The sequence below is a fragment of the Phenylobacterium sp. genome (genome assembly GCF_041919955.1).
Lineage (GTDB): Bacteria > Pseudomonadota > Alphaproteobacteria > Caulobacterales > Caulobacteraceae > Phenylobacterium.
The window spans coordinates 22,808-42,645 of sequence record NZ_JAYRSU010000021.1; the positions used below are offsets into that span (position 1 = coordinate 22,808).

General features: G+C 67.8%; 17 protein-coding genes. 6 read left to right on the plus strand and 11 right to left on the minus strand.

What is annotated here, in order from left to right:
- The first annotated feature begins 4 nt into the window (after nt 1-4).
- Nucleotides 5-820, plus strand: a complete 816-nt coding sequence (gene mazG / locus ACE3T2_RS16495) for a nucleoside triphosphate pyrophosphohydrolase (RefSeq protein WP_374659300.1) — start codon at nt 5-7, stop codon at nt 818-820.
- A gap of 7 nt (nt 821-827) precedes the next feature.
- Here mazG and hflX read toward each other — a convergent pair whose 3' ends face one another.
- The 5 genes from hflX to ACE3T2_RS16520 all read right to left on the minus strand — a co-directional run bounded on the left by hflX (nt 828) and on the right by ACE3T2_RS16520 (nt 6,970).
- Nucleotides 828-2,141 carry a GTPase HflX gene (hflX, locus tag ACE3T2_RS16500; protein WP_374659302.1) on the minus strand — a complete coding sequence of 438 codons (1,314 nt, stop codon included), beginning with the start codon at nt 2,139-2,141 and terminating at the stop codon, nt 828-830.
- Nucleotides 2,138-2,389, minus strand: coding sequence for an RNA chaperone Hfq (gene hfq, locus ACE3T2_RS16505; RefSeq protein ID WP_374534735.1), 252 nt, complete (start codon nt 2,387-2,389; stop codon nt 2,138-2,140). Before hfq ends, hflX begins: the two co-directional genes overlap by 4 nt.
- Nucleotides 2,390-2,491: 102 nt before the next feature.
- Nucleotides 2,492-3,355 carry a D-amino-acid transaminase gene (locus ACE3T2_RS16510; protein ID WP_374659304.1) on the minus strand — a complete coding sequence of 288 codons (864 nt, stop codon included), beginning with the start codon at nt 3,353-3,355 and terminating at the stop codon, nt 2,492-2,494.
- Nucleotide 3,356: 1 nt separating this feature from the next.
- Nucleotides 3,357-4,748: a sigma-54-dependent transcriptional regulator gene (locus tag ACE3T2_RS16515; protein WP_374659306.1), complete on the minus strand. Its 1,392-nt coding sequence runs from the start codon at nt 4,746-4,748 to the stop codon at nt 3,357-3,359.
- Entirely contained in the window at nt 4,748-6,970 is a 2,223-nt protein-coding gene (locus tag ACE3T2_RS16520; RefSeq protein WP_374659307.1) for an ATP-binding protein, read from the minus strand. The genes ACE3T2_RS16515 and ACE3T2_RS16520 overlap by 1 nt, the downstream gene beginning before the upstream one ends.
- Before the next feature lie 277 nt (nt 6,971-7,247).
- On the opposite strand from ACE3T2_RS16520, the gene ACE3T2_RS16525 reads away from it, so the two are divergent.
- Together ACE3T2_RS16525 and ACE3T2_RS16530 are read left to right on the plus strand one after the other, a co-directional pair.
- Complete coding sequence (locus tag ACE3T2_RS16525) at nt 7,248-8,342, plus strand: 3-deoxy-7-phosphoheptulonate synthase (RefSeq protein ID WP_374659308.1); 1,095 nt, start codon at nt 7,248-7,250, stop codon at nt 8,340-8,342.
- Nucleotides 8,343-8,406: 64 nt separating this feature from the next.
- Entirely contained in the window at nt 8,407-9,633 is a 1,227-nt protein-coding gene (locus ACE3T2_RS16530; protein WP_374659309.1) for a serine hydrolase domain-containing protein, read from the plus strand.
- On the opposite strand, the gene ACE3T2_RS16535 is transcribed toward ACE3T2_RS16530, so the two are convergent.
- Genes ACE3T2_RS16535 through dusB form a run of 3 tightly spaced genes read right to left on the minus strand, consistent with a single transcriptional unit; the run spans nt 9,630 to nt 13,188 of the window.
- A complete protein-coding gene (locus ACE3T2_RS16535; RefSeq protein ID WP_374659393.1) occupies nt 9,630-11,054 on the minus strand; it encodes a sigma 54-interacting transcriptional regulator in 1,425 nt (474 codons plus the stop codon). The genes ACE3T2_RS16530 and ACE3T2_RS16535 overlap by 4 nt on opposite strands.
- A 5-nt stretch (nt 11,055-11,059) precedes the next feature.
- Entirely contained in the window at nt 11,060-12,184 is a 1,125-nt protein-coding gene (locus ACE3T2_RS16540; RefSeq protein ID WP_374659311.1) for a nitrogen regulation protein NR(II), read from the minus strand.
- Nucleotides 12,181-13,188, minus strand: a complete 1,008-nt coding sequence (dusB, locus tag ACE3T2_RS16545; RefSeq protein ID WP_374659313.1) for a tRNA dihydrouridine synthase DusB — start codon at nt 13,186-13,188, stop codon at nt 12,181-12,183. Before dusB ends, ACE3T2_RS16540 begins: the two co-directional genes overlap by 4 nt.
- A gap of 90 nt (nt 13,189-13,278) precedes the next feature.
- Here dusB and ACE3T2_RS16550 point away from each other — a divergent pair, with 90 nt between their 5' ends.
- Nucleotides 13,279-14,424 carry a bifunctional 2-C-methyl-D-erythritol 4-phosphate cytidylyltransferase/2-C-methyl-D-erythritol 2,4-cyclodiphosphate synthase gene (locus ACE3T2_RS16550; RefSeq protein ID WP_374659315.1) on the plus strand — a complete coding sequence of 382 codons (1,146 nt, stop codon included), beginning with the start codon at nt 13,279-13,281 and terminating at the stop codon, nt 14,422-14,424.
- On the opposite strand, the gene ACE3T2_RS16555 is transcribed toward ACE3T2_RS16550, so the two are convergent.
- Nucleotides 14,421-16,664, minus strand: coding sequence for a spermidine synthase (locus tag ACE3T2_RS16555; RefSeq protein ID WP_374659317.1), 2,244 nt, complete (start codon nt 16,662-16,664; stop codon nt 14,421-14,423). The genes ACE3T2_RS16550 and ACE3T2_RS16555 overlap by 4 nt on opposite strands.
- Nucleotides 16,665-16,746: 82 nt before the next feature.
- On the opposite strand from ACE3T2_RS16555, the gene ACE3T2_RS16560 reads away from it, so the two are divergent.
- Nucleotides 16,747-17,238, plus strand: coding sequence for a CinA family protein (locus tag ACE3T2_RS16560; protein ID WP_374659319.1), 492 nt, complete (start codon nt 16,747-16,749; stop codon nt 17,236-17,238).
- On the opposite strand, the gene ACE3T2_RS16565 is transcribed toward ACE3T2_RS16560, so the two are convergent.
- Nucleotides 17,235-17,684, minus strand: a complete 450-nt coding sequence (locus ACE3T2_RS16565; protein ID WP_374659321.1) for a type II toxin-antitoxin system RatA family toxin — start codon at nt 17,682-17,684, stop codon at nt 17,235-17,237. The genes ACE3T2_RS16560 and ACE3T2_RS16565 overlap by 4 nt on opposite strands.
- A gap of 4 nt (nt 17,685-17,688) precedes the next feature.
- Entirely contained in the window at nt 17,689-18,651 is a 963-nt protein-coding gene (gene lipA, locus ACE3T2_RS16570; protein ID WP_374659323.1) for a lipoyl synthase, read from the minus strand.
- Nucleotides 18,652-18,728: 77 nt separating this feature from the next.
- Between lipA and ACE3T2_RS16575 the strand changes: the two genes are divergently transcribed.
- Nucleotides 18,729-19,709, plus strand: a complete 981-nt coding sequence (locus ACE3T2_RS16575) for a serine aminopeptidase domain-containing protein (RefSeq protein WP_374659325.1) — start codon at nt 18,729-18,731, stop codon at nt 19,707-19,709.
- The last annotated feature ends 129 nt before the right edge of the window (nt 19,710-19,838 follow it).

A 19,838-nucleotide genomic window follows, 5' to 3' on the forward strand; every position in this document is an offset into this window, starting at 1 on the left:
CTAGATGCCGCTCCCCGCCCCGCCGAACGACGAACGGCCCATCGACCGCCTGATCGGCATCATGGCGCGGCTGCGCGATCCGCAGGGCGGATGCGCCTGGGACCTGGAGCAGACCTTCGCGACCATCGCGCCCTACACGGTCGAGGAGGCCTACGAGGTCGCCGACGCCATCGAGCGGGGCGACCTCGCCGACCTTCGCGAGGAACTGGGCGATCTCCTGCTGCAGGTCGTGTTTCACAGCCGCATGGCGCAGGAAGAAGGCGCCTTCGCCTTCGACGACGTCGCCAACGCCATCTCCGAGAAGATGATCCGCCGCCACCCGCACGTGTTCGGCGAGGACGAGCAGCGGACCAGCGCCGAACAGACTCGCGCCTGGGAGGTCATCAAGGCCCAGGAGCGCGCGAAGAAGGGCCGCAACGCCAGCCTGCTGGACGACGTCCCGGTCGGCCTGCCCGCCCTCACCCGGGCCGTGAAGCTCACCGCCCGCGCCGCGCGGGTCGGCTTCGACTGGCCGGACGTCTCCTTCGTATTCGACAAGCTTCGCGAGGAGACCGCCGAGTTGGAGGCCGAGGTCGAAGCAGGCGCCGCCATCGAGCGCGTGCGCGACGAGCTCGGCGACATCCTGTTCGTCTGCGCCAACCTCGCCCGCAAGCTGGACCTGGAACCGGAAGACGCCCTCCGCTCCACCAACGCCAAGTTCGCGCGCCGCTTCCGCTTTATCGAGGCGGAATTGGCCAAACGGGGCAAGACCGCCGACCAGTCCGATCTCTCCGAGATGGACGCGCTTTGGGACGCCGCTAAGGCCGAGGAGAAGGCCTGACGGATGTCTAGTGGGTCAGCTCGACCTGCGGGAACAGTTGCTCGAACTGGCCCAGCGCCTGCGGACTGAGACGCACGGCGATGCGCGAGCCGCCATCGTCGTCGTCGATGCGGTCCATGACGCGGCCATGTCGATAGAGCCAGGCCGCTGCCGCGCCCTGTGCCGCCGTCAGGTGAACGGAGACCGGCGGGGCGTCGTCGACCAGGCGCGCGATCGCCGCCAGCAGGGCGTCGGTCCCGCCGCCGGTCGTCGCCGAGACCAGAACCGCCTGGGGGTGATGACGGCGCGCATCGCCCGCCGCCTCCTCGCGCAGATCAGGCTCGAGCAGGTCGGCCTTGTTCCATACCTCGATGACGTTGCGTTCCTCGACGTCGATCCCCAGGCGGTCGAGCACCGCACGGACGTCCTCAGCTTCCGCGTCGGTTTCCTCGCTGGCGATGTCACGCACATGCAGGATCACGTCGGCCTCCTTCACCTCCTCCAGGGTGGCGCGGAAGGACTCGACCAGTTCGTGCGGCAGGTCGGAGATGAAGCCCACGGTGTCCGACAGGATCGCCGGTCGGCCGTCGGGCAGATTCAACATCCGCAACGTCGGGTCGAGGGTGGCGAACAGCATGTCGGCCGCCACCACATCCGACTTGGTCAGCCGGTTGAACAGCGTCGACTTGCCGGCGTTGGTGTAGCCGACCAGGGCCACGGCCGGGAACGGATGGCGTTGGCGTGCGCCACGTTGAAGGTTCCGCGTGCGGCGCACCTCGACCAGCTCGCGCTTAAGCTTGCCGATCTTCTCGGCCAGCAGCCGACGGTCCGTCTCGATCTGGGTTTCGCCGGGGCCGCCCATGACCCCGAAACCGCCGCGCTGGCGTTCCAGGTGGGTCCAGGTGCGCACCAGGCGCGAACGCTCGTAGGAAAGCCGCGCCAGCTCGACCTGCAGGATGCCTTCGCGGGTCCGCGCGCGGCGCGCGAAGATTTCAAGGATCAGGCCGGTGCGGTCGATGACCTTCACCTTCCAGGCCTTTTCCAGGTTCCGCTGCTGCACCGGCGTCAGGGCGTCGTCGACCACGGCGACGTCGGCGCCCAGCTGCTCGCAGAGCACGCCGATCTCGTCGACCTTGCCGCTGCCGAACAGGGTGGCCGGCGTGCGCTTGCGCAGAGGCGCGATGATCGCATCCCGGATCTCGAGATCGAGCGCCAAGGCGAGGCCGACCGCTTCCTCCAGGCGCGCATTTGCGCTGCGCGAGGAGCCGCGGCCGTCTCTTTGCGGATGGATGACAAGCGCCCCCTGCGGAGGCGCTTCACGATCGATGGACTTGGAGGTCAATCGCCCTCGTCTTCCGCCGGCTCATAGAGCTGAACGGGCTGGGCCGGCATGATGGTGGAAATGGCGTGCTTGTAGACCAGCTGCGACTGGCCGTCGCGACGCAGGAGCACGCAGAAATTGTCGAACCAGCTCACGACGCCCTGCAGCTTCACGCCGTTCACCAGGAAAATCGTCAGCGGCGTCTTCGACTTGCGCACGCTGTTCAGGAACGTGTCCTGGAGGTTCTGTTTCTTGTCGTTGCCGGACATGGCTTTTCGCTCTTTTCTCTGTTTCGGAGGGCAAGACGCCCCCCACACACATGCCGCAGGCTAGCCCGTCGATTGTGACCGGCGCAATCGCGCCGCGCACAATCAGACGGCTGTCGCCCGCGCCCGCTCGATATAGAGGCGACGGAGCTTCATCGCCACCGGTCCGACCTCGCCATTTCCAACCGGCTTGCCGTCGACCGCGATCACAGGCAGCACCAGACTGCCTGCGCCGGTGATGAAGGCCTCCTTCGCCGCCAGCGCCTCTTCAGGGGTGAACGAGCGCTCATCCACCTTCATGCCTTCGTTCGCCAGTACGTCCAGCAGCGTGCGGCGGGTCACGCCGCGCAGGATGTTCGCGTTGGTGTCGCGGGTGCGCAGCACCCCGTCGGCGTCGATGATCCAGGCGTTGGACGAAGCGCCTTCGGTGACGAAGCCCAGATCGTCGACGAACCAGGCCTCGCTCGCGCCCTTCTCCTTGGCCGCCTGCTTGGCCAGGGCGTTGGGCAACAGGCCGACGGTCTTGATGTCGCAGCGGCCCCAGCGGTTCTCGGGCGTTGTGATGACCTTGACGCCCTTGGCGGCCTTGGCCTCGGTCGCCGCGCGGTCCAGGGACGAGACGGTGATGACCACGCTGGGCGCCGTCGGCGCGTCGGGAAAGGCGTGACCGCGCGGCGCCACGCCGCGGCCGACCTGGAGATAGAGCAGCCCCTCGCTCACGCGATTGCGGCGGACAGCCTCGCGCAGGACGATGGTCAGGGCCGCCCGGCTCATCGGCATGGGAATGCGCAGTTCGGCGAGGCTACGCTCCAGGCGGGCGAAGTGCCCCTCGGCGTCGGCCAGCTTGCCGCCGAACAGCGCCCAGACCTCGTAGACGGCGTCGGCCAGCTGATAACCACGGTCCTCGATGTGCACCACGGCGTCGCCATGACGCACGAACTGGCCATTTACATAGGCGATGCGTCCCACCTTACGCTTCCTCTTCTTCCATGGGCCGCGCCCCCGACAGACCCAGCGACTTGAGCTTCCTGTGCAGGGCCGACCGCTCCATGCCGATGAAAGCGGCGGTGCGCGAGATATTGCCCGAGAACCGCAGCATCTGGGCGTTGAGGTACTCGCGTTCGAAAACCTCACGCGCCTCGCGCAGCGGCAGGGCGATGATCTTCTCCGCGCCCAGGGTCGAGGCATGGTCCGTCACCGCCTGGTCGGCGGGCAGCATGTCGGCCGTGATAGGTTCGCCCGGATCGCCGGCCGCCAGGATCAGCATCCGCTCGACGTTGTTGCGTAGCTGACTGAGATTGCCCGGCCAGGCCCTTACCTGAAGCGTCGCCAGCGCGTCGTCCGCCAGCCGCCGCTTGGGCATGCCTGTGGCCTCGCAGATGCGGTTGATGAAGTAGTCGATCAGCTCAGGGATATCCTCGCGCCGCTCCGACAGACCCGGGACCGAGACCGGCACGACGTTCAGGCGGTGAAACAGGTCCTCGCGGAAGCGCCCGGCGTTGATCTCCTCGCGCAGGTCGCGGCTGGTCGAGGACACCACGCGCACGTCGACCTGCACGTCCTGCTCCCCGCTGACTCGCCGGAACCGCTGCTCGACCAGGACGCGCAGGATGCGGCTCTGGGTCTCGCGTGGCATGTCGGCCACCTCGTCGAGATAGAGCGTGCCGCCGTGAGCGCGCTCGAATACGCCGATCTTGGCGGGACGGCCGCCTTCCAGTTCCTCGCCGAACAGTTCGGTGTCGACCCGCTCGGGAGTCATGCCGGCGGCGCTGATCACCACGAATTCGCCCCGGGCGCGCGGGCTGGCGGCATGAATCATGCGCGCCACCGTCTCCTTGCCCGAGCCCGGCGGGCCGGCGATCAGCACGCGGCTGTTGGCTGAGGCCAGCTTGGCGATGAGCCCCCGCAGCTGCTGAGTGACCACCGACTTGCCGATCAACCCGTCCGGTTGGATGGTCTGGGCCCGCAGCCGGCGGTTCTCGCGTTTCAGGTTGCTGGTCTCCAGCGCCCGCTCGACGCAGAGCAGCAGCCGGTCAGACTTGAAGGGCTTTTCGAGAAACTCATAGGCGCCGCGCTTGATCGCGCTGACCGCCGTCTCGATGTTGCCGTGGCCCGAGATCATGATCACCGGCAGGTCGGCGTCGAGCGTCTTGACCAGGTCGAGCAGTTCCAGCCCGTCCATGCCGCCGCCCTGCATCCAGATGTCGAGGATCAGCAACGCCGGCTTGCGCGACTTGATGGCTGCAAGCGCGCTCTCGGAGTCGTTGGCCGTGCGCACGGCGTAGCCCTCGTCCGACAGGATGCCGGCCACGAGTTCGCGGATGTCCGCCTCGTCGTCGACCACCAGAACGTCAGCCGCCATCATATCACTCCTGCGTCTTGAGCCGCTTCAGGCGCACGCGCGGACTTGGCCCGCGCAGTCGGCGGCAGTTTCAGGACGGCCTGAGCGCCCTGCCCGCCTGGCGCGTCGCCGAGCACCAGCTCACCGCCATGATCTTCCAGAATGCGCTTGACGATGGCCAGGCCCAGGCCCGTCCCCTTCTCGCGCGTCGTCACGTAGGGTTCGGTCAGCCTGTCGCGATCCTTGGCCGGCAGGCCGACGCCGTTGTCTTCCACGATCACCTGCACGCCCTGCTCGTCGGAGACCAGGCGCGTGGTGATCCGCCCTTTCGGCTCGGGCGCAGCCGCCGTCCGGGCGGCCACCGCCTCGCCGGCGTTCTTCAGAATATTGGTCAGGGCCTGGGACAACATGCGGCCGTCGGCCAGCAGGGTCACCTCGGGGGTGGGCTCCAGCAGTTCCACGTCGATATCGGGACTGGCGACGCGCTGAGCAAACACCGCCGCGCGCACAAGTTCCGCGCCGTCCTGCTCGGCGAATTTCGGCGCCGGCATCCGGGCGAAGGACGAGAACTCATCGACCATCCGGCCGATGCCGTCGACCTGACGAACGATGGTGTCGGTGCAGCGGTCGAAGGTCTCCAGGTCCTCCTCGGCCACGTTCTTGCGGAACTTGCGGCGCAGGCGTTCCGCGGAGAGCTGAATCGGGGTCAGCGGGTTCTTGATCTCATGGGCGATGCGTCGAGCGACGTCGCGCCAGGCCGCGTTGCGCTGGGCCGAGACCAGACGGGTGATGTCGTCGAAGGTCAGCACCAGACCGCCTTCCGAGCGGCTGGCTCGAACCCGCAGGCGATGGGTCTCGCGGGCTCGGGCCAGGTCGACCTCCTCCTCGGCCTCGCCGACCGCGTCGGCGCGTTCGGCGATGGCGACAAATTCCGGTGCCACCTTGACCAGACCCTCGCCGATGCCGCCGACCGGGAGTTCGAGCAAGGCGCGAGCCTGCCGGTTGACCGCCGAGACCTTGCCCTCGGCGTCCAGGCCGATGACGCCCGCCGAGACTTCCGCCAGCACGGTCTCGATGAACTGGCGTCTCTCTTCCGCCTCGTCGCCGGCCTTGATCAGCGCCGCCTGTTGGGCCTGAAGATCATGCGTCATGCTATTGAACGCACGCGACAAAACGGCGATCTCCTCAGGATCGTTGGATGCGTCGACCCGCGCATCGAGGTCGCCGCCGGCCACGCGGCCCGCGGCCTGCACCAGGCGGCCGACCGGCGCAGAAATGGCGCTCGCCGCGCCCATGCCCAACCAGACCGCTCCGACCAGCACGAGCAGCGCCGTCTCGATGTAGGAAAGGGCGAAAACCCTTTGGATTCGTGCGCGACTTTCCGCCGCTTCGCGATAAGCGGTGACCGCCCGGTCGGCGTCGTGCAACTGGCTTACGATCCCGGCCTGCACCGGCCGTGTCACATAGAGATAGGCGTCGGGATAGGACGACAGCTTGTACAGCGCGCGGGTCAGGTTGGTGGAGACGTAAATCACGCCCTCGTCGGCCGCGGCGAAACCTGCGGGCGGCGGCGCGAGGAACGGCGGCGCATCGACGGCCTCGGCCCGCGCCAGGATCCGCCCCTCGCGGTCGATCAGATAGACTGCCGGGAACGCGTGGTACGAGGCCTGGTACGCCAGAAAGTGGCTGAAGGTCACCGGACTGGCCTGCAGCGCAGGCGCGGCGCGGTTCAGATCCTCGCCCATGGACGAAACGTGCTTGTCGACGAAGCTGGTCTGGTCCTCGACGTACGAGCGCATCACGGTGGCCGAGTTCTCGACCACGGTCTGGACCCGTTCGGAGAACCAGTTCTCCACGCCCCGGTTGACCAGCACCGTATAGAACAGCGCCACCACCATGGCCGGCGCCATGGCGGCCAGGGCGAACAGGGTCACGAACCGCACGTGCAGCCGCGCCGCCGGATCGGTCGAGCGCGCCCGCAACAGGCTCGTCACCCGCAGGCCGACCTGGGTCGCCAGCGCCAGAATCAGGACGAGGTTGAGCCCCAGGATGACAAGAATGTTCTTCGAGGCGGGCGCAAGAGGGCCAGTCTCCGGCGGCGAAGCCGCCAGCAGAATGGCGACGGCGGTCAGGAAGCCGGCGAGCGCGTAACCGCCGCCGAGCGCGTAGCGCGACTGCAACGCCCGCCATAGCCGCGCGGCGGGCGACGCTCGAACGCCGCCATCGTGCCTCAGGAACGCCATTACAGGAGAAACCTAAACGCCTGTGCCCCAAATTCAACACTGATGTTGCCTCGAAGCTGCACCTTATTGGAGGGTGACAAGCCTTGGGCGCTGGGCTATCGGGTAAAGCGATGATCCTCGCCGCCTACACCTTTTGGTATTTTGGCTATTCCGATGCCGCTGGCGGAGGAAGGGGATCGCGCGACAGGACGACGTCCTAGCCTGCAAGACCCACCCAGCCGCCAGCTCCTGGCGGCTTTTCTTTTGCGCCGCCGGAGCCAGAATCCCGGAGCGCAAAGTGACTTCCTCTTCCACCGACGACCTACGCATCCTCGACATCAAGCCGCTGGCGACGCCCGCGGAGGTGATGGCCGACCTTCCCGCCGGCGAGCGTGTACGGTCCACCGTCTCCGGCGCCCGCCGCCGCATCCACGACATCCTGCACGGCCGGGACGACCGCCTGCTGGTGGTGATCGGCCCCTGCTCGATCCACGACCCGGTCGCAGCCCTGGACTACGCCAACCGCCTGGCCCAGCAGCGGCGGCGGCTGGCCGACCGCTTGGAGATCGTCATGCGGGTCTATTTCGAGAAGCCGCGCACGACGGTCGGCTGGAAGGGCCTGATCAACGACCCGCACCTCGACGGCACATTCCGCATCGACGAGGGCCTGCCGCTGGCCCGCAATCTGCTGCTGCAAGTCAACGATCTGGACCTGCCGGCCGCCGTCGAGTTCCTGGATGTCACCACCCCGCAGTACCTGGGCGATCTGGTCAGCTGGGGCGCGATCGGCGCGCGCACCACTGAAAGCCAGATCCATCGCGAGATGGCCTCGGGCCTCTCCTGCCCCATCGGGTTCAAGAACGGCACCGATGGCAATCTGCGCATCACGGTGGATGCCGTAAAGGCCGCGAGCCAGCCGCACCATTTCCTGGCCATCGGCAAGGACGGCCGCGCGTCCATCGCCGCCACCCGCGGCAACGAGGACAGCCACGTCGTCCTGCGCGGCGGCAAGGCGCCCAACTACGATGCGATGGGCGTCGCCGCCGCCTGCGCCGAACTCACGGCCGGGGGTCTGCGCCAGAGCCTGGTCATCGACGTCAGCCACGCCAACAGCAGCAAGAGGCCGGAGAACCAGCCCGCGGTCGCCCGCGACGTCGCCGGTCAGATCGCGGGCGGCGATGTCCGCATCGCCGGCGTGATGATCGAAAGCCATCTGGTCGCCGGGCGCCAGGACCTGATGGAGGGTCGATCCCTCGCCTACGGCCAGAGCATCACCGACGGCTGTATCGACTGGCAGACGTCCGTCGATGTGCTCGAGGACCTGGCCGTGGCCGTCGAGGCGCGCCGCCGCGCGGCGGCGCGGAAGGCCGAAAGCGAGACCACAAACGCTTGATGGGGCTTGGCGGCGGCGGGCGGTTCGGATCAGTTATCGCCCGTCACCCAGCCAAGGATTCCTCATGTCGCTCGCCCAATCCCTCGGCTTCTCGCCCGAACGCCTCGCCAAGCTCGACCGGTTCATCACCGAGAAGTACCTCAAGCCCGGGCGGATGCCCTGCGCCCAGGTGCTGATCGCTCGCCATGGCGAGATCGTGCACGAATTCGTCGGCGGGCGGCGCGACATCGCGCGCGACCTGCCCTGCGAAAGCGACACCCTCTTCCGCATCTATTCGATGACCAAGCCGATCACGAGCATCGCCTTCATGATGCTGGTTGAGGAAGGTCTGGTGGCGCTGGACGATCCGGTGCACCGCTTCATCCCCGAGTGGAAGGATCTGGGCGTGTTCGTCGCCGGCGTCGCGGGCGCCTTCCAGACCAAGCCGGTCGCCCGGCCGATGCAGATGGTCGACCTGCTGCGCCACACCTCGGGCCTCACCTACGGCTTCCAGAACCGCACCAATGTCGATGCAGCCTATCGCAAGCTGGGCGTCGGCGAGATCGGCAGCACGATTTCGCTGGACGACATGATCGCGGCCCTGGCGACCCTGCCTCTGGAGTTCTCGCCTGGCGAGGCCTGGAACTATTCGGTTTCCACAGACGTGCTCGGCTATCTGGTCGGCAAGATCTCGGGTGTGCCGTTCGAGCGGTTCGTCAAGGAACGCATCTTCACCCCTCTCGGCATGGTCGACACCGACTTCCAGGTGGCGGCGGGCCAGGAGGGCCGCTTCGCGGCTTGCTACAGCGCCACCCCCAAGGGCGGCATGGACCTTCAGGACGATCCCCAGACGAGCGACTATCTCGCCCCACCCGGCCTCGTGTCCGGCGGCGGTGGCCTGGTCTCGACCGCCTCCGACTACATGAAGTTCTGCCAGATGCTGCTGAACCGCGGCGAGTATCAGGGCCACCAGCTTATCGCGCCTAAGACCCTCGACCTGATGACCGCCAACCACCTTCCCGACGGCAAGGACCTGACCCAGCTCTCGCGTTCGCTGTTCTCGGAGTCAACCAATGCCGGGGTTGGCTTCGGACTGGGCTTTGCGGTGGTGCAGGATGCCCCCCGCACCCTCGTGCCCTGCAGCGACGGGGAATTCTACTGGGGCGGAGCGGCCAGCACCGCCTTCTGGATCGACCCGGCCGAAGACCTGTCGGTGGTCTTCATGACCCAGCTCCTGCCCTCGTCGGCCTATCCCATCCGTCGCGAGCTGCGCACCCTGGTCTACTCCGCCCTGGTCGAGCCCGCCGCCTAGCGCCGGGCGCCGCGGGCCATCTCGACCCCCAGGTCGTGGATCTTCTTGCGCAGCGTGTTGCGGTTGAGGCCCAGGATCTCGGCGGCGCGCACCTGATTGCCACGCGTCGCCGCCAGGGTCAGCTGGATCAGCGGTCGCTCGACCTCTTCCAGCACTCGGTCGTAGAGGCCCACGGGGGGGATGCCGTCCGGCTGCTCAGCGAAATAGCCGCCGAGGTGCCGCTCGACCAGCGTCGCCAGGGTGACCGGCCCCTCGTGGCCCGGAATGACCGGCTGCTGGTCGGCCAGTTCGCGCTCGACGATGCGGGCGGAGATCAGCTCCTCGGCATAGAGAGCGCAGATACGGCGGATGAGGTTCTCAAGCTCGCGTACATTGCCTGGCCAGGCGTGCAGCTTCAGCCGTTCCAGCGCCGCCGCATCGATGGTCTTTGCCGGCAGGCCCTCGCGGTTGGCCCGCAGCAGGAAGGCCCGCGCCAGATCCGGGATATCGTCGGTTCGGTCGCGCAACGGCGGCAGGCGCAGGGGCGCGACGTTGAGGCGGAAGAACAGGTCTTCGCGGAAAAGCCCCTGCTGGATCAGGGCCCGCAGGTCGCGGTTGGTGGCTGCGATAATCCGCACGTTCGGCGGCCGGCCCGTCTTCGGGTTCACCGACTGCTCCGAGCCATCGATGACGCGCAGCAGGCGGGTCTGGGCGTCGAGCGGCATGTCGCCGATCTCGTCGAGGAACAGGGTCCCGCCATCGGCCTCGACCAGCTTGCCGTAATCGCCATCCTCGCGGCCGAACAGCTCGGCCTCGACCCGCTCACGCGGCACTGCGGCAAGGTTGATGACGACGAACTTGCCATCCTTGCGCCGCCCCATGTCGTGGAGAGCGCGCGAGACCAGCTCCTTGCCGGTCCCGCTCTCGCCGAGGATCAGCACCGTCAGATCCGCGCCGACGAGGCGGGCGATCGTGCGATAGACGTCCTGCATGGGGCCGGAGCGACCGATCAACGGCAAGCGTTCGTCGCGCACGGCCCGCGCCTGGGCCTTGGACGCCTCGGCGTCGGCGGGACGCGACAGGGCCCGGCGGGCCGCAGAGGTCATGTCGTCCAGGTCGAACGGCTTGGAGACATAGTCGAACGCCCCGACTTCCGCGGCATTGACCGCGGTCAGCAGCGTATTTTGGGCGCTCATCACGATGACCGGCAGGCGCGGGCGCTCCTTGCGGATGCGCGGCAGCACGTCGAACACGTTCTCGTCGGGCATGACCACGTCGGTGACGACGAGATCGCCCTCCCCATCCGAAACCCACTTCAGCAGAGTGGTCGCGTTGCCGGTGGCGCGGACCTGATAGCCGAGCCGCGTGAACGCCTGGCTGAGCACCAGCCTGATCGAGGCGTCGTCGTCGGCGATCAGGATCTTTTTGCTGGCGTTGGTCATCGCATTCATGCCGGCACGGCCTCCTCAGACGCGATAGGCAGCAGGACACGGAACACCGTCCGCCCCGGCTCGGACTCGAAGTCGATCAGGCCGCCATGTCCGGCGACCAGCTTGGCCACCAGCGCCAGGCCGAGGCCCGCGCCGTGGGTCTTGGTGCTGACGAACGGCTGGAAGAGGCTCTCGCGTAGATGCGCAGGCACACCCGGCCCGTTGTCCTGGACGCGGATCTCCAACGGCGCGCTGCGCAGGGTTTGCCCCTTGGCCGAGCGCACCTTCACCCCATGGCGATAGCCAGTGTGGACCGTGATCGCCCCGCGTCCGTCGCCGCGTGCATGCGCCGCCTCGGCCGCGTTCTTCACAAGGTTGAGGAAGATCTGGATCAGCTGGTCCTCGTCGCCAAAGGCGGGCGGCAGCGAGGGGTCGTAATCGTCCGCGAGTTGGAGGCCGTCAGCGACGCCGTTGGCCGCCAGCGCCTTCACGCGGTCCAGCACTTGGTGGATGTTGATCGGCGAGCAATCGGGCAGTGCGTCGTCCGAGAACGCCTCCATCCGGTCGACCAAACGACGGATGCGGTCGGTTTCGTCGACGATCAGCTGGGCCAGCGGCGCATCCTCGGCCTTGGCGCCGGTCTTCAACAGCTGCGCTGCGCCGCGAATGCCCGCCAGCGGATTTTTGATCTCGTGGGCCAGCATGTGGCCCAGCCCGACGATGGTCCGCAGTCCCGCCTGCTCGGCCCCGGTGCGGTCCGCCGCTCCCAGCGCCCCGCCCTTTACGTGCAGGGTCAGCACCACCGAGCCGTCGGCCAGCGGCGTCGCCGCGCCGTCGGCCTCGAACGACGGATGGCCGAAGAGGCTGATTTCGACACCGCGCTCTCGGACCCGCACACCTTCCTCGGTGGCGCGTTCCAGCAACGACACCAGAGCGGAGCCCGGCGGCAGCGCCGCTCCGAACCGCCCGCGGGCCAGCAGGCCCAGCCCCTGGCCGAACAGCGCCTCGGCCGCCTCGTTGACCGCAACGAGTGAACCGTCGGGGCCAATGACCAGCGCCGGTTCGGGCGAGGCGTCGAACGCGCTCGCCTTCAGGAGGTCGAGGCTCGGTCCGCCCTGCGTCGCGCGGTTCTGGTTGTTCATGCCGCCAACCTCGAGTCCGGATCGCGCCACAGGGCGCCGAGGGCCGCTTCAACCGCGGCCGGCTCCTCCAGCCGGCAGAGGGTCGAGCGCGCGACGCGCCGCGCCTCCGCCGAGGCCGGCCAGGGAGCGTTCTCGATGTAGGACGCCAGGTGTTTGCGGAATATCTTCAGGCCGAGCCGATCCCCGTAGAAGTTCAGGCTGTCGCGAAAGTGCGTCAGCGCGATCTCCAAACGGGTCTCGACGTCCGGCTCGACGAACACCCCGCCGGCCAGCTCCGTCTCGATCTGCGTCGCCACCCATGGCCGTCCGTAGACGCCGCGGCCGACCATGACCGCGTCGGCCCCCGAAGCGGCCAGGGCGCGTCGGGCGCTGTCGCCGCAGGTGATGTCCCCGTTGACGATCACCGGGATCGACACCGCTTCGGTCACCGGCCGGACGGCGCACCAGTCGGCCACGTCCTTGTAGAACTGGCATCGCGTGCGGCCATGGACCGTGACGGCCTTCGCGCCCCGCGCCTCGGCCCTTGCGGCGATATCCGGCGCGTTCTTCGAGGCGTCGTCCCAGCCGAGCCGCATCTTCACCGTCACTGGCACGTCGACGGCGTCCACGGCGGCCGCGATCAAGCTTTCGGCCAAGTCCGGCTCACGCATCAGAGCCGAACCGGAGAGCACGCCCGTCACCTCCTTGGCCGGGCAGCCGAAGTTCAGGTCGATAATCTGGGCGCCAGCCTGGGCGGCCAATCTGGCGCCCTGCGCGATGTGAGCCGGGTCGCGGCCCACCAGCTGCACCACCATCAGCGGCAACCCCTCGCCCACGGCTGCACGCCGCACGACGTCGGGACGCCCCTTGGAGAACTCCGCGCAGGCGACCATTTCAGTCGCGACATAGGCCGCGCCAAGCGCGCTCGCGGCCTTTCGAAACGGAAGATCGGAGACACCGGTCATTGGCGCGATCCATGCGCGCCCCGCGACCTCAACACCCCCGACGACGAGCGAGTTGCTCATTTTGTAATCACCCTCACCGCCTCGGTTTTAGGCAAATTGTGCGGCGCCGTAAAGCCTCGACATTCGCCGCCCGCCCCCTAAACAAGCGGCATGGGATTTTCAGCCGTCATCGTCGCCGCAGGCGCCAGCACCCGGGCGGGGCCCGGAATCGCCAAGCCTTGGCGGATCTTGGCTGGACGGCCGGTCATCGCCTGGTCGATCGAGGCGCTCGCCAGGGCCGGAGCGGACGCCATCGTTGTGGTGACCACAGCCGATCGTCTGGAAGACGCCGCCGCAGCCCTGGTTGGATTTCCGGCGCCGAAGGTGGTGATCGGCGGCGCCAGCCGCGCACAATCGGTCCAAGTCGGGCTCGCGGCGTTGGAATCCGGCGACGAGACGCCGGTGCTGATCCACGACGCGGCGCGCCCCTTCGTGCCGGCGCCCTGCGTCGAGGCGCTGCTGGCGGCGCTCGATGATCATGACGGTGCAATCCCGGGGCTCCCCGTGGCCGACACCCTCAAGCGTGCTTCGCCGATTATTGAGGAGACGGTTCCGCGCGACGGCCTCTGGCGGGTGCAGACCCCGCAGGCGTTCCGCCTCGGCCAGTTGCGCGCGGCCTACGCCGCCTTGCCCGAGGACGCTGAACCCACGGACGACGCGGCGGTCATCGAAGCCGCCGGCGGTCGCGTGGTCGTGACGCCGGGCGATCCGATGCTGATGAAACTGACCTATCCGGAGGACTTCGCCATGGCCGAGCGCTTCGCGGGCGGCGCCCGCATCACCCGCATCGGCCAGGGCGTAGACGCCCATCGCTGGGGCCCGGGCGATGCGGTCTGGCTATGCGGCGTGCGGATCGACCACGATCAGACCCTGATCGGCCACTCCGACGCGGACGCCGGACTGCACGCCCTGACCGACGCCATCCTCGGCGCGATCGGCGAAGGCGATATCGGCGAGCACTTCCCGCCGTCCGACCCGCAATGGAAGGGTGCGGCGTCCGACAGGTTTCTGCTGCACGCGGTCGAAATCCTGACGAATAGGGGCGGCCGCATCATCAACGCCGACGTCACCCTGGTCTGCGAACGGCCTAAAATCCGCCCGCATCGCGACGCCATGCGCCAGCGTCTGGCCGAACTGCTGGACGTGCCGCTGGATCGCGTCAGCGTAAAAGCCACCACGACCGAGGGCATGGGCTTCACCGGCCGCCAGGAAGGCCTGCTGGCCCAGGCCATTGTCGCCGTGGAGACGCCGGCCTAAGGCAGCCAGGTCCAGCGGGTCTTCAACTCCGCATAGAGCGCGCCCACGATGTTCGTGTAGTCGTCCGTCCAGGGCCGCGCCGCCAGCGGATCGGTCTGTGACCATCGCTTGTCGGCCTCGTAGGGCTTCAGCGCCTCAAGGCTGCGGGTGACGATCATCGCGTCCTCCGGCGACTCCCAGAGCGGCGGCGATTTCTTGTTCACATGGTGGCGCTGGATCAGAGCATAGCCGCCGGCAGCTTCCGCCACGGCCATGGCCGGACCGCGCAGGTCGAGATTGCGGTTGGAAAGGTGGACGATCAGCACCCCGCCCGGTTTCAACTTCGACAAGTAGAGCCGCATCGCTTCTACCGTAAGAAGGTGAGCCGGGACCGAGTCCGACGAGAACGCGTCAATCAGCAGAATATCAAATGAAGCCGCCTGCTGCTTGGCGAGCGTCAGCCGAGCGTCGCCGAGCACGTAGTCGATTTTGCCGCCGGCGCACGCGGTCGTGTAGCTGAAGTGCTTCGGATCGCTGGAAATGCGGATCACCAGCGGATCGATCTCGAAGAAGGTCAGCTGATCGCCCGGTCGCGTATAGGCGGCCACCGATCCGGTTCCGAGACCGACCGCGCCGATCCGATGAGGCGAGGTCTGATCCCAGGCACGCGAGAAGACCTGGCCGATCGGCGTCTCGGGCGCGTAGTAGACCAGCGGCCGGCAATCGTAGTCCGGATGCTGCGCCTGGGCGCCGTGGAGGGTGGTGCCATGCGACAGCATCCGCACCTGGCCCTTCATGCCCGGCACGGGCATTTCAGACTGGCGGACCACGCCGAAGAAGCTGCGCCAGCTCTGTCGCACGTCGACGCGGTCGCCGACCGCCTCCGCGCTGATCGAGACGAATACGATCAAGCCGAAGAACAGCCACGTTCGCCCGCGGCTCGCCAAGGCGCACGCTGCGGCCAGCATGAGCAGGCCGTTGGAGATCAACCCGACCTTGGCGCTGGTGGCCGCGACGGCGACGATGGGCGCGGTCACGGCTGCGGCCGCACCAAGGGCGAACACCATCCACCGCCACGGCGCGACGGCGCCGAAGCCCGGCCGCGCCAGGCAGGCCAGCGCCAGGACCAGCGGATACTCCCAGACGTTGCTGAAGATCACCGGGGCCAAAAAGGCGTTGAACGATCCGCCGACCACGCCCCCGAAGGACATCCACAGATAGAACTCCGTCAGGCGCGCCGGCGCAGGCCGCCTGGCCACAAGCGCCTGATGGCACATCAGCGCCGTGGCGAAGAACGCCATCAAATGGATGGCGATCTGGGTCAGCAGGTCCGCCGATTTGAAGGGCAGAACTGCGGCGCAAGCGGCGGCAGCGATAGCCTGCAGAAGCAGCGTTGTCTTCTGCGAGACCACCGGTCGATCGGAAAAGGCGATGATGAAGGTCAGCAGATAGAGCGCCAGGGGCACGACCCACAGGAACGGCGCCGAGGCGACGTCGGTCGCCAGATGGGTCGTGACGCCAAGCATCAGACTGGATGGCGCAGCCGCCAATGCGACCCAAGTGAACCGTTGAGCCCAGGTCGGAGCGGGCCCGAGGTTCGGCGCTGCGATGTCCACCGCTGCAACCCGCGACCTGGAGACGACGAGCGCCAGGACCGCCATCAGCATGACGAAAGCGACGTAGCCGCCGCTCCATCCGCCAGTCTGGGCCTTCAAGGTTGTCAGAGGCTCGACCAATGCCGGATAGGCCAGGAGCGCCAGCAGGCTGCCCAGATTGGACGCGGCGTAGAGCGCGTAGGGCTCGGCGCCGGTTTGCGCGTGCACCGTCCGCGCATGCCAGGCTTGCACCAGCGGAGCCGTCGCCGACAGGATCGCAAACGGCGCGCCGATCGACAGCGCCAGCACGCCGAGCAGCCAGACGATCGGATGATCGGATGACGGCTCGCCCACGGCCCCGCTTACACGGAGGGGTAGCGCTAGCGCGGCGATCAGAAGCGCAGCGACGTGCAGTCCAGCCTGCACGCGCACCGAACCAATCCTCTGAAGCAGGTGGGCGTAGCCGTAGCCGGCGAGCAACGCGACCTGGAAGAACGCCATGGAGGTGTTCCAGACCGAGGGGCTGCCGCCGAGAAGCGGCAAGACCAGCTTGGCGACCATGGGCTGAACCATGAACACCAGCCCTGCGCTGACGAAGGTCGTCAGCGCGAAAAGGGCTGGCGAAATGGACGCGACGGGCCGCTCGGCCCCTTCGAGAATGGCCATGGCTTCGATTCGGCTAATATGGACGCCCGAAACGAATGGTGTGGCGTGTCCGCGCCAAGGCCCACCAACCAGGAGTTGCCACATGTTTTCCCTGGAGATCGAAACTCTGGCGCGGCTGCTGATCGACGAAGCGCGGGAACGTTCGCTTCGCATCGTCACGGCCGAGAGCTGCACCGGCGGCCTGGTGGCCGGGGCGATCTGCTCGATTCCCGGGGCCTCGGACGTCTTCGAGCGTGGCTTCGTGGTCTACACCAACCGCGCCAAGCAGGAGTTGCTGGGCGTTCCAGGCGACCTGATCGCCGATTTGGGCGCGGTTTCGGAGCCGGTGGCGCGGATGATGGCGGAAGGCGCCCTGGAAGCCTCGAACGCTCACGTCGCCGTCGCGATCACCGGCGTGGCGGGTCCCGGCGGCGGCACGCCGATGAAGCCGGTCGGCACTGTGCACATCGCCACCGCCCGCTCCAATCAGGCGCTGATGCATCGCGCCGAGTTGTTCGATGGGGTGACGCGGGCTGAAATCCAGGCGCAGGCGGTTCAGGCCGCCCTGCAGGCCCTGCGCGACCGGATGACCTAGACGGGGTACAGAGCGCGGGCTCGGGCCTCGAAACAGGCGATCAGCCGTTCCACGGCGTGGTGGAAGTTGGCGCTCAACATCCCCGAGAGCAGCTTCGACTTGAATTCAAAGTCGATGTCGAACTCGATCCTCGTCCCACCTTCGGCCTCGACGAAGCGCCAGCGGTTGGCCAGATGGCGGAACGGTCCCGACAGCAGCGCAACGTCGATTTGTCGCGCGGCGGCGTCGCGGCGCACCCGGGTCGAGAACTTCTCCTTGAGGAACGAGAAGCCGACGCCGGCCTGGGCGTCCACCAGTGTCGCACCTTCCCCGTCCATCCGCGCGTTCCAGGTCCGCATGGACTGGATCCAGGGCACGAATTCCGGATAGGCGTCGACGTCGCCGACCAGCTTGAACAGTTGGTCGGGCGTGTAAGGCAGCAGTTTCTCGACGTGATAGCGCGGCAAATCGCTAGGCCGCAGCTTCCTTGGCCAACCGGGCGGCCTTCAGGCGGGCGAAATCCTCGCCGGCATGGTGCGAGGAGCGCGTCAGCGGGCTCGCCGACACCATCAGGAAGCCCTTGGCCCGGGCGATTTCTTCATAGGCCTTGAACTCGTCGGGCGTGACGAACCGGTCGATGGCCGCATGCTTGCGGGTCGGCTGGAGGTACTGGCCGATGGTGAGGAAGTCGACGCCGGCCGAGCGCATGTCGTCCATGACCTGCATGACCTCTTCCTTCGCCTCCCCGAGGCCGACCATCAGACCGGACTTGGTGAACTGGTTCGGGTCGCGCTCCTTCACCCGCTCCAGCAGACGCAGCGAGTGGTAGTAACGCGCGCCCGGCCGGATCGACAGATAGAGCCGGGGCACGGTCTCCAGATTGTGGTTGAAGACGTCGGGCTTGGCGTCGATGACGATCTCGGCCGCGCCCGCCGGCTTGCGCAGAAAGTCCGGCGTCAGAATCTCGATGGTCGTGCCCGGCGCAGCGGCGCGGATCGCATGGACCACGGCGGCGAAATGCGCCCCGCCGCCGTCCGACAGGTCGTCGCGGTCGACCGAGGTGATGACCACGTGCTTGAGGCCCATCTTGGCCACGGCGTCGGCGACCCGCGCCGGCTCGGTGGGGTCGAGGGCGTTCGGCTTGCCGGTGGTCACGTTGCAGAAGGCGCAGGCCCGCGTACAGATTTCGCCCATGATCATCATGGTCGCGTGGCTCTGGGTCCAGCACTCGCCGATGTTCGGGCAGGCTGCCTCCTCGCACACCGTGGTCAGGCCGTGCTCCTTCACGATGGCGCGGGTGGCGTTGTAGCCAGACGAGCCTGGCGCACGCACGCGCAGCCATTCCGGCTTGCGCAGCACGGGCGTATCAGGACGCGCCTGCTTTTCGGGGTGCCGGGGCCGTTGGCCCCCGATGGTGTCGATGACGGTCGCCATACGGCCTAGATCGGCTTTCTGCGGCCTCGGATCAAGGCGCGATTGAGCGGCTCCCCGCCGCATGCTCAAACTCGACCATGGTTCGCGCGTCGCTGATCGCCGCATTGATGCTTTCGCTCGCGGCGTGCGGTCCCCAGGACGCGCGCGCGCCTTTCGCCGAGAGCCGCCTGCCGCCGTCGCTCTCGGCTCGCTTCTATCCGCCTGAGGGCTGGGCCTGGGGCTATGTCGGCGTGGGCGACGGGCCAGTACAGCGTTATGGCGTCGCCAGCACCCATCGCGTCCCGACCGCCATCGTGGTGATCGTTCCAGGTTACGGCGAGACGGCCGAAACCTGGTTCGAGACCGCCTCGGACCTGATCAGCCAGGGCTGCACGGTCTGGATTCTCGATCGCGCCGGCCAGGGCGGCTCGGGGCGTTATGTTTCGCCCCGCGATCTGGGCTTCGTGCCTAGTTTCGATCGCGAAGTGGGCGCTCTGCGCGAATTGGTCCGTGTGGTGATCAAGCCGTCGCCCGATGCACGCCTGGTGCTGCTCAGCCATGCAGACGGAGTGGTGGTGGCGCTGGCGGCCCTGCGATCGGGCCTGCAAGCCGACGCCTTCGTGGCTAGCTCGCCCGCCCTGGCGCCGCCGCCGACGACGCGTCTCCTGGGCGCCGTCCGCAAGCCTGACGCCAAGCCGGCCGGCTGGCGGGCCTGGGACCGCGACACGCCGGACGACTATGCCGCCAGGCGAACTCACGACCTCTGGCGCGGCGCCGTCACCAAGGCCTGGATGACCGCTAACCCCGACTTGCGGCTGGCCGCCCCCAGCCTGGGGTGGGGTAAGGCCTACGAGGTCGCCAGCCGAACGCTCGAAACCGGCGCCGCCCAGTTGCGCGCGCCCGTCCTGATGATCGCGCCGGAGGGCCGGGCGGCGGCGCTGTGCCGTCAGGCTCCCGAGTGTCGTATCGAAGTCCTCCCGGGTGCGCGCCCCGCCCTGCACCTGGAGGCGGACCGCTGGCGGGCGCCTTGGCTCAAGTCTGTGCTGGACGTCGTGAAAGCCGCGCGCTCGCCGATGTAGGGCCTCGAGAATTCCACAGGAAATTCCAGGAACTAGCGGCGATTTGAAGAAGCCGCTCGCAGGTCGCGGTCACGGCCTGTAACATATCTTTTCAATGATGGACGCGGGCGATAGGCTCGCGCTCCAAGA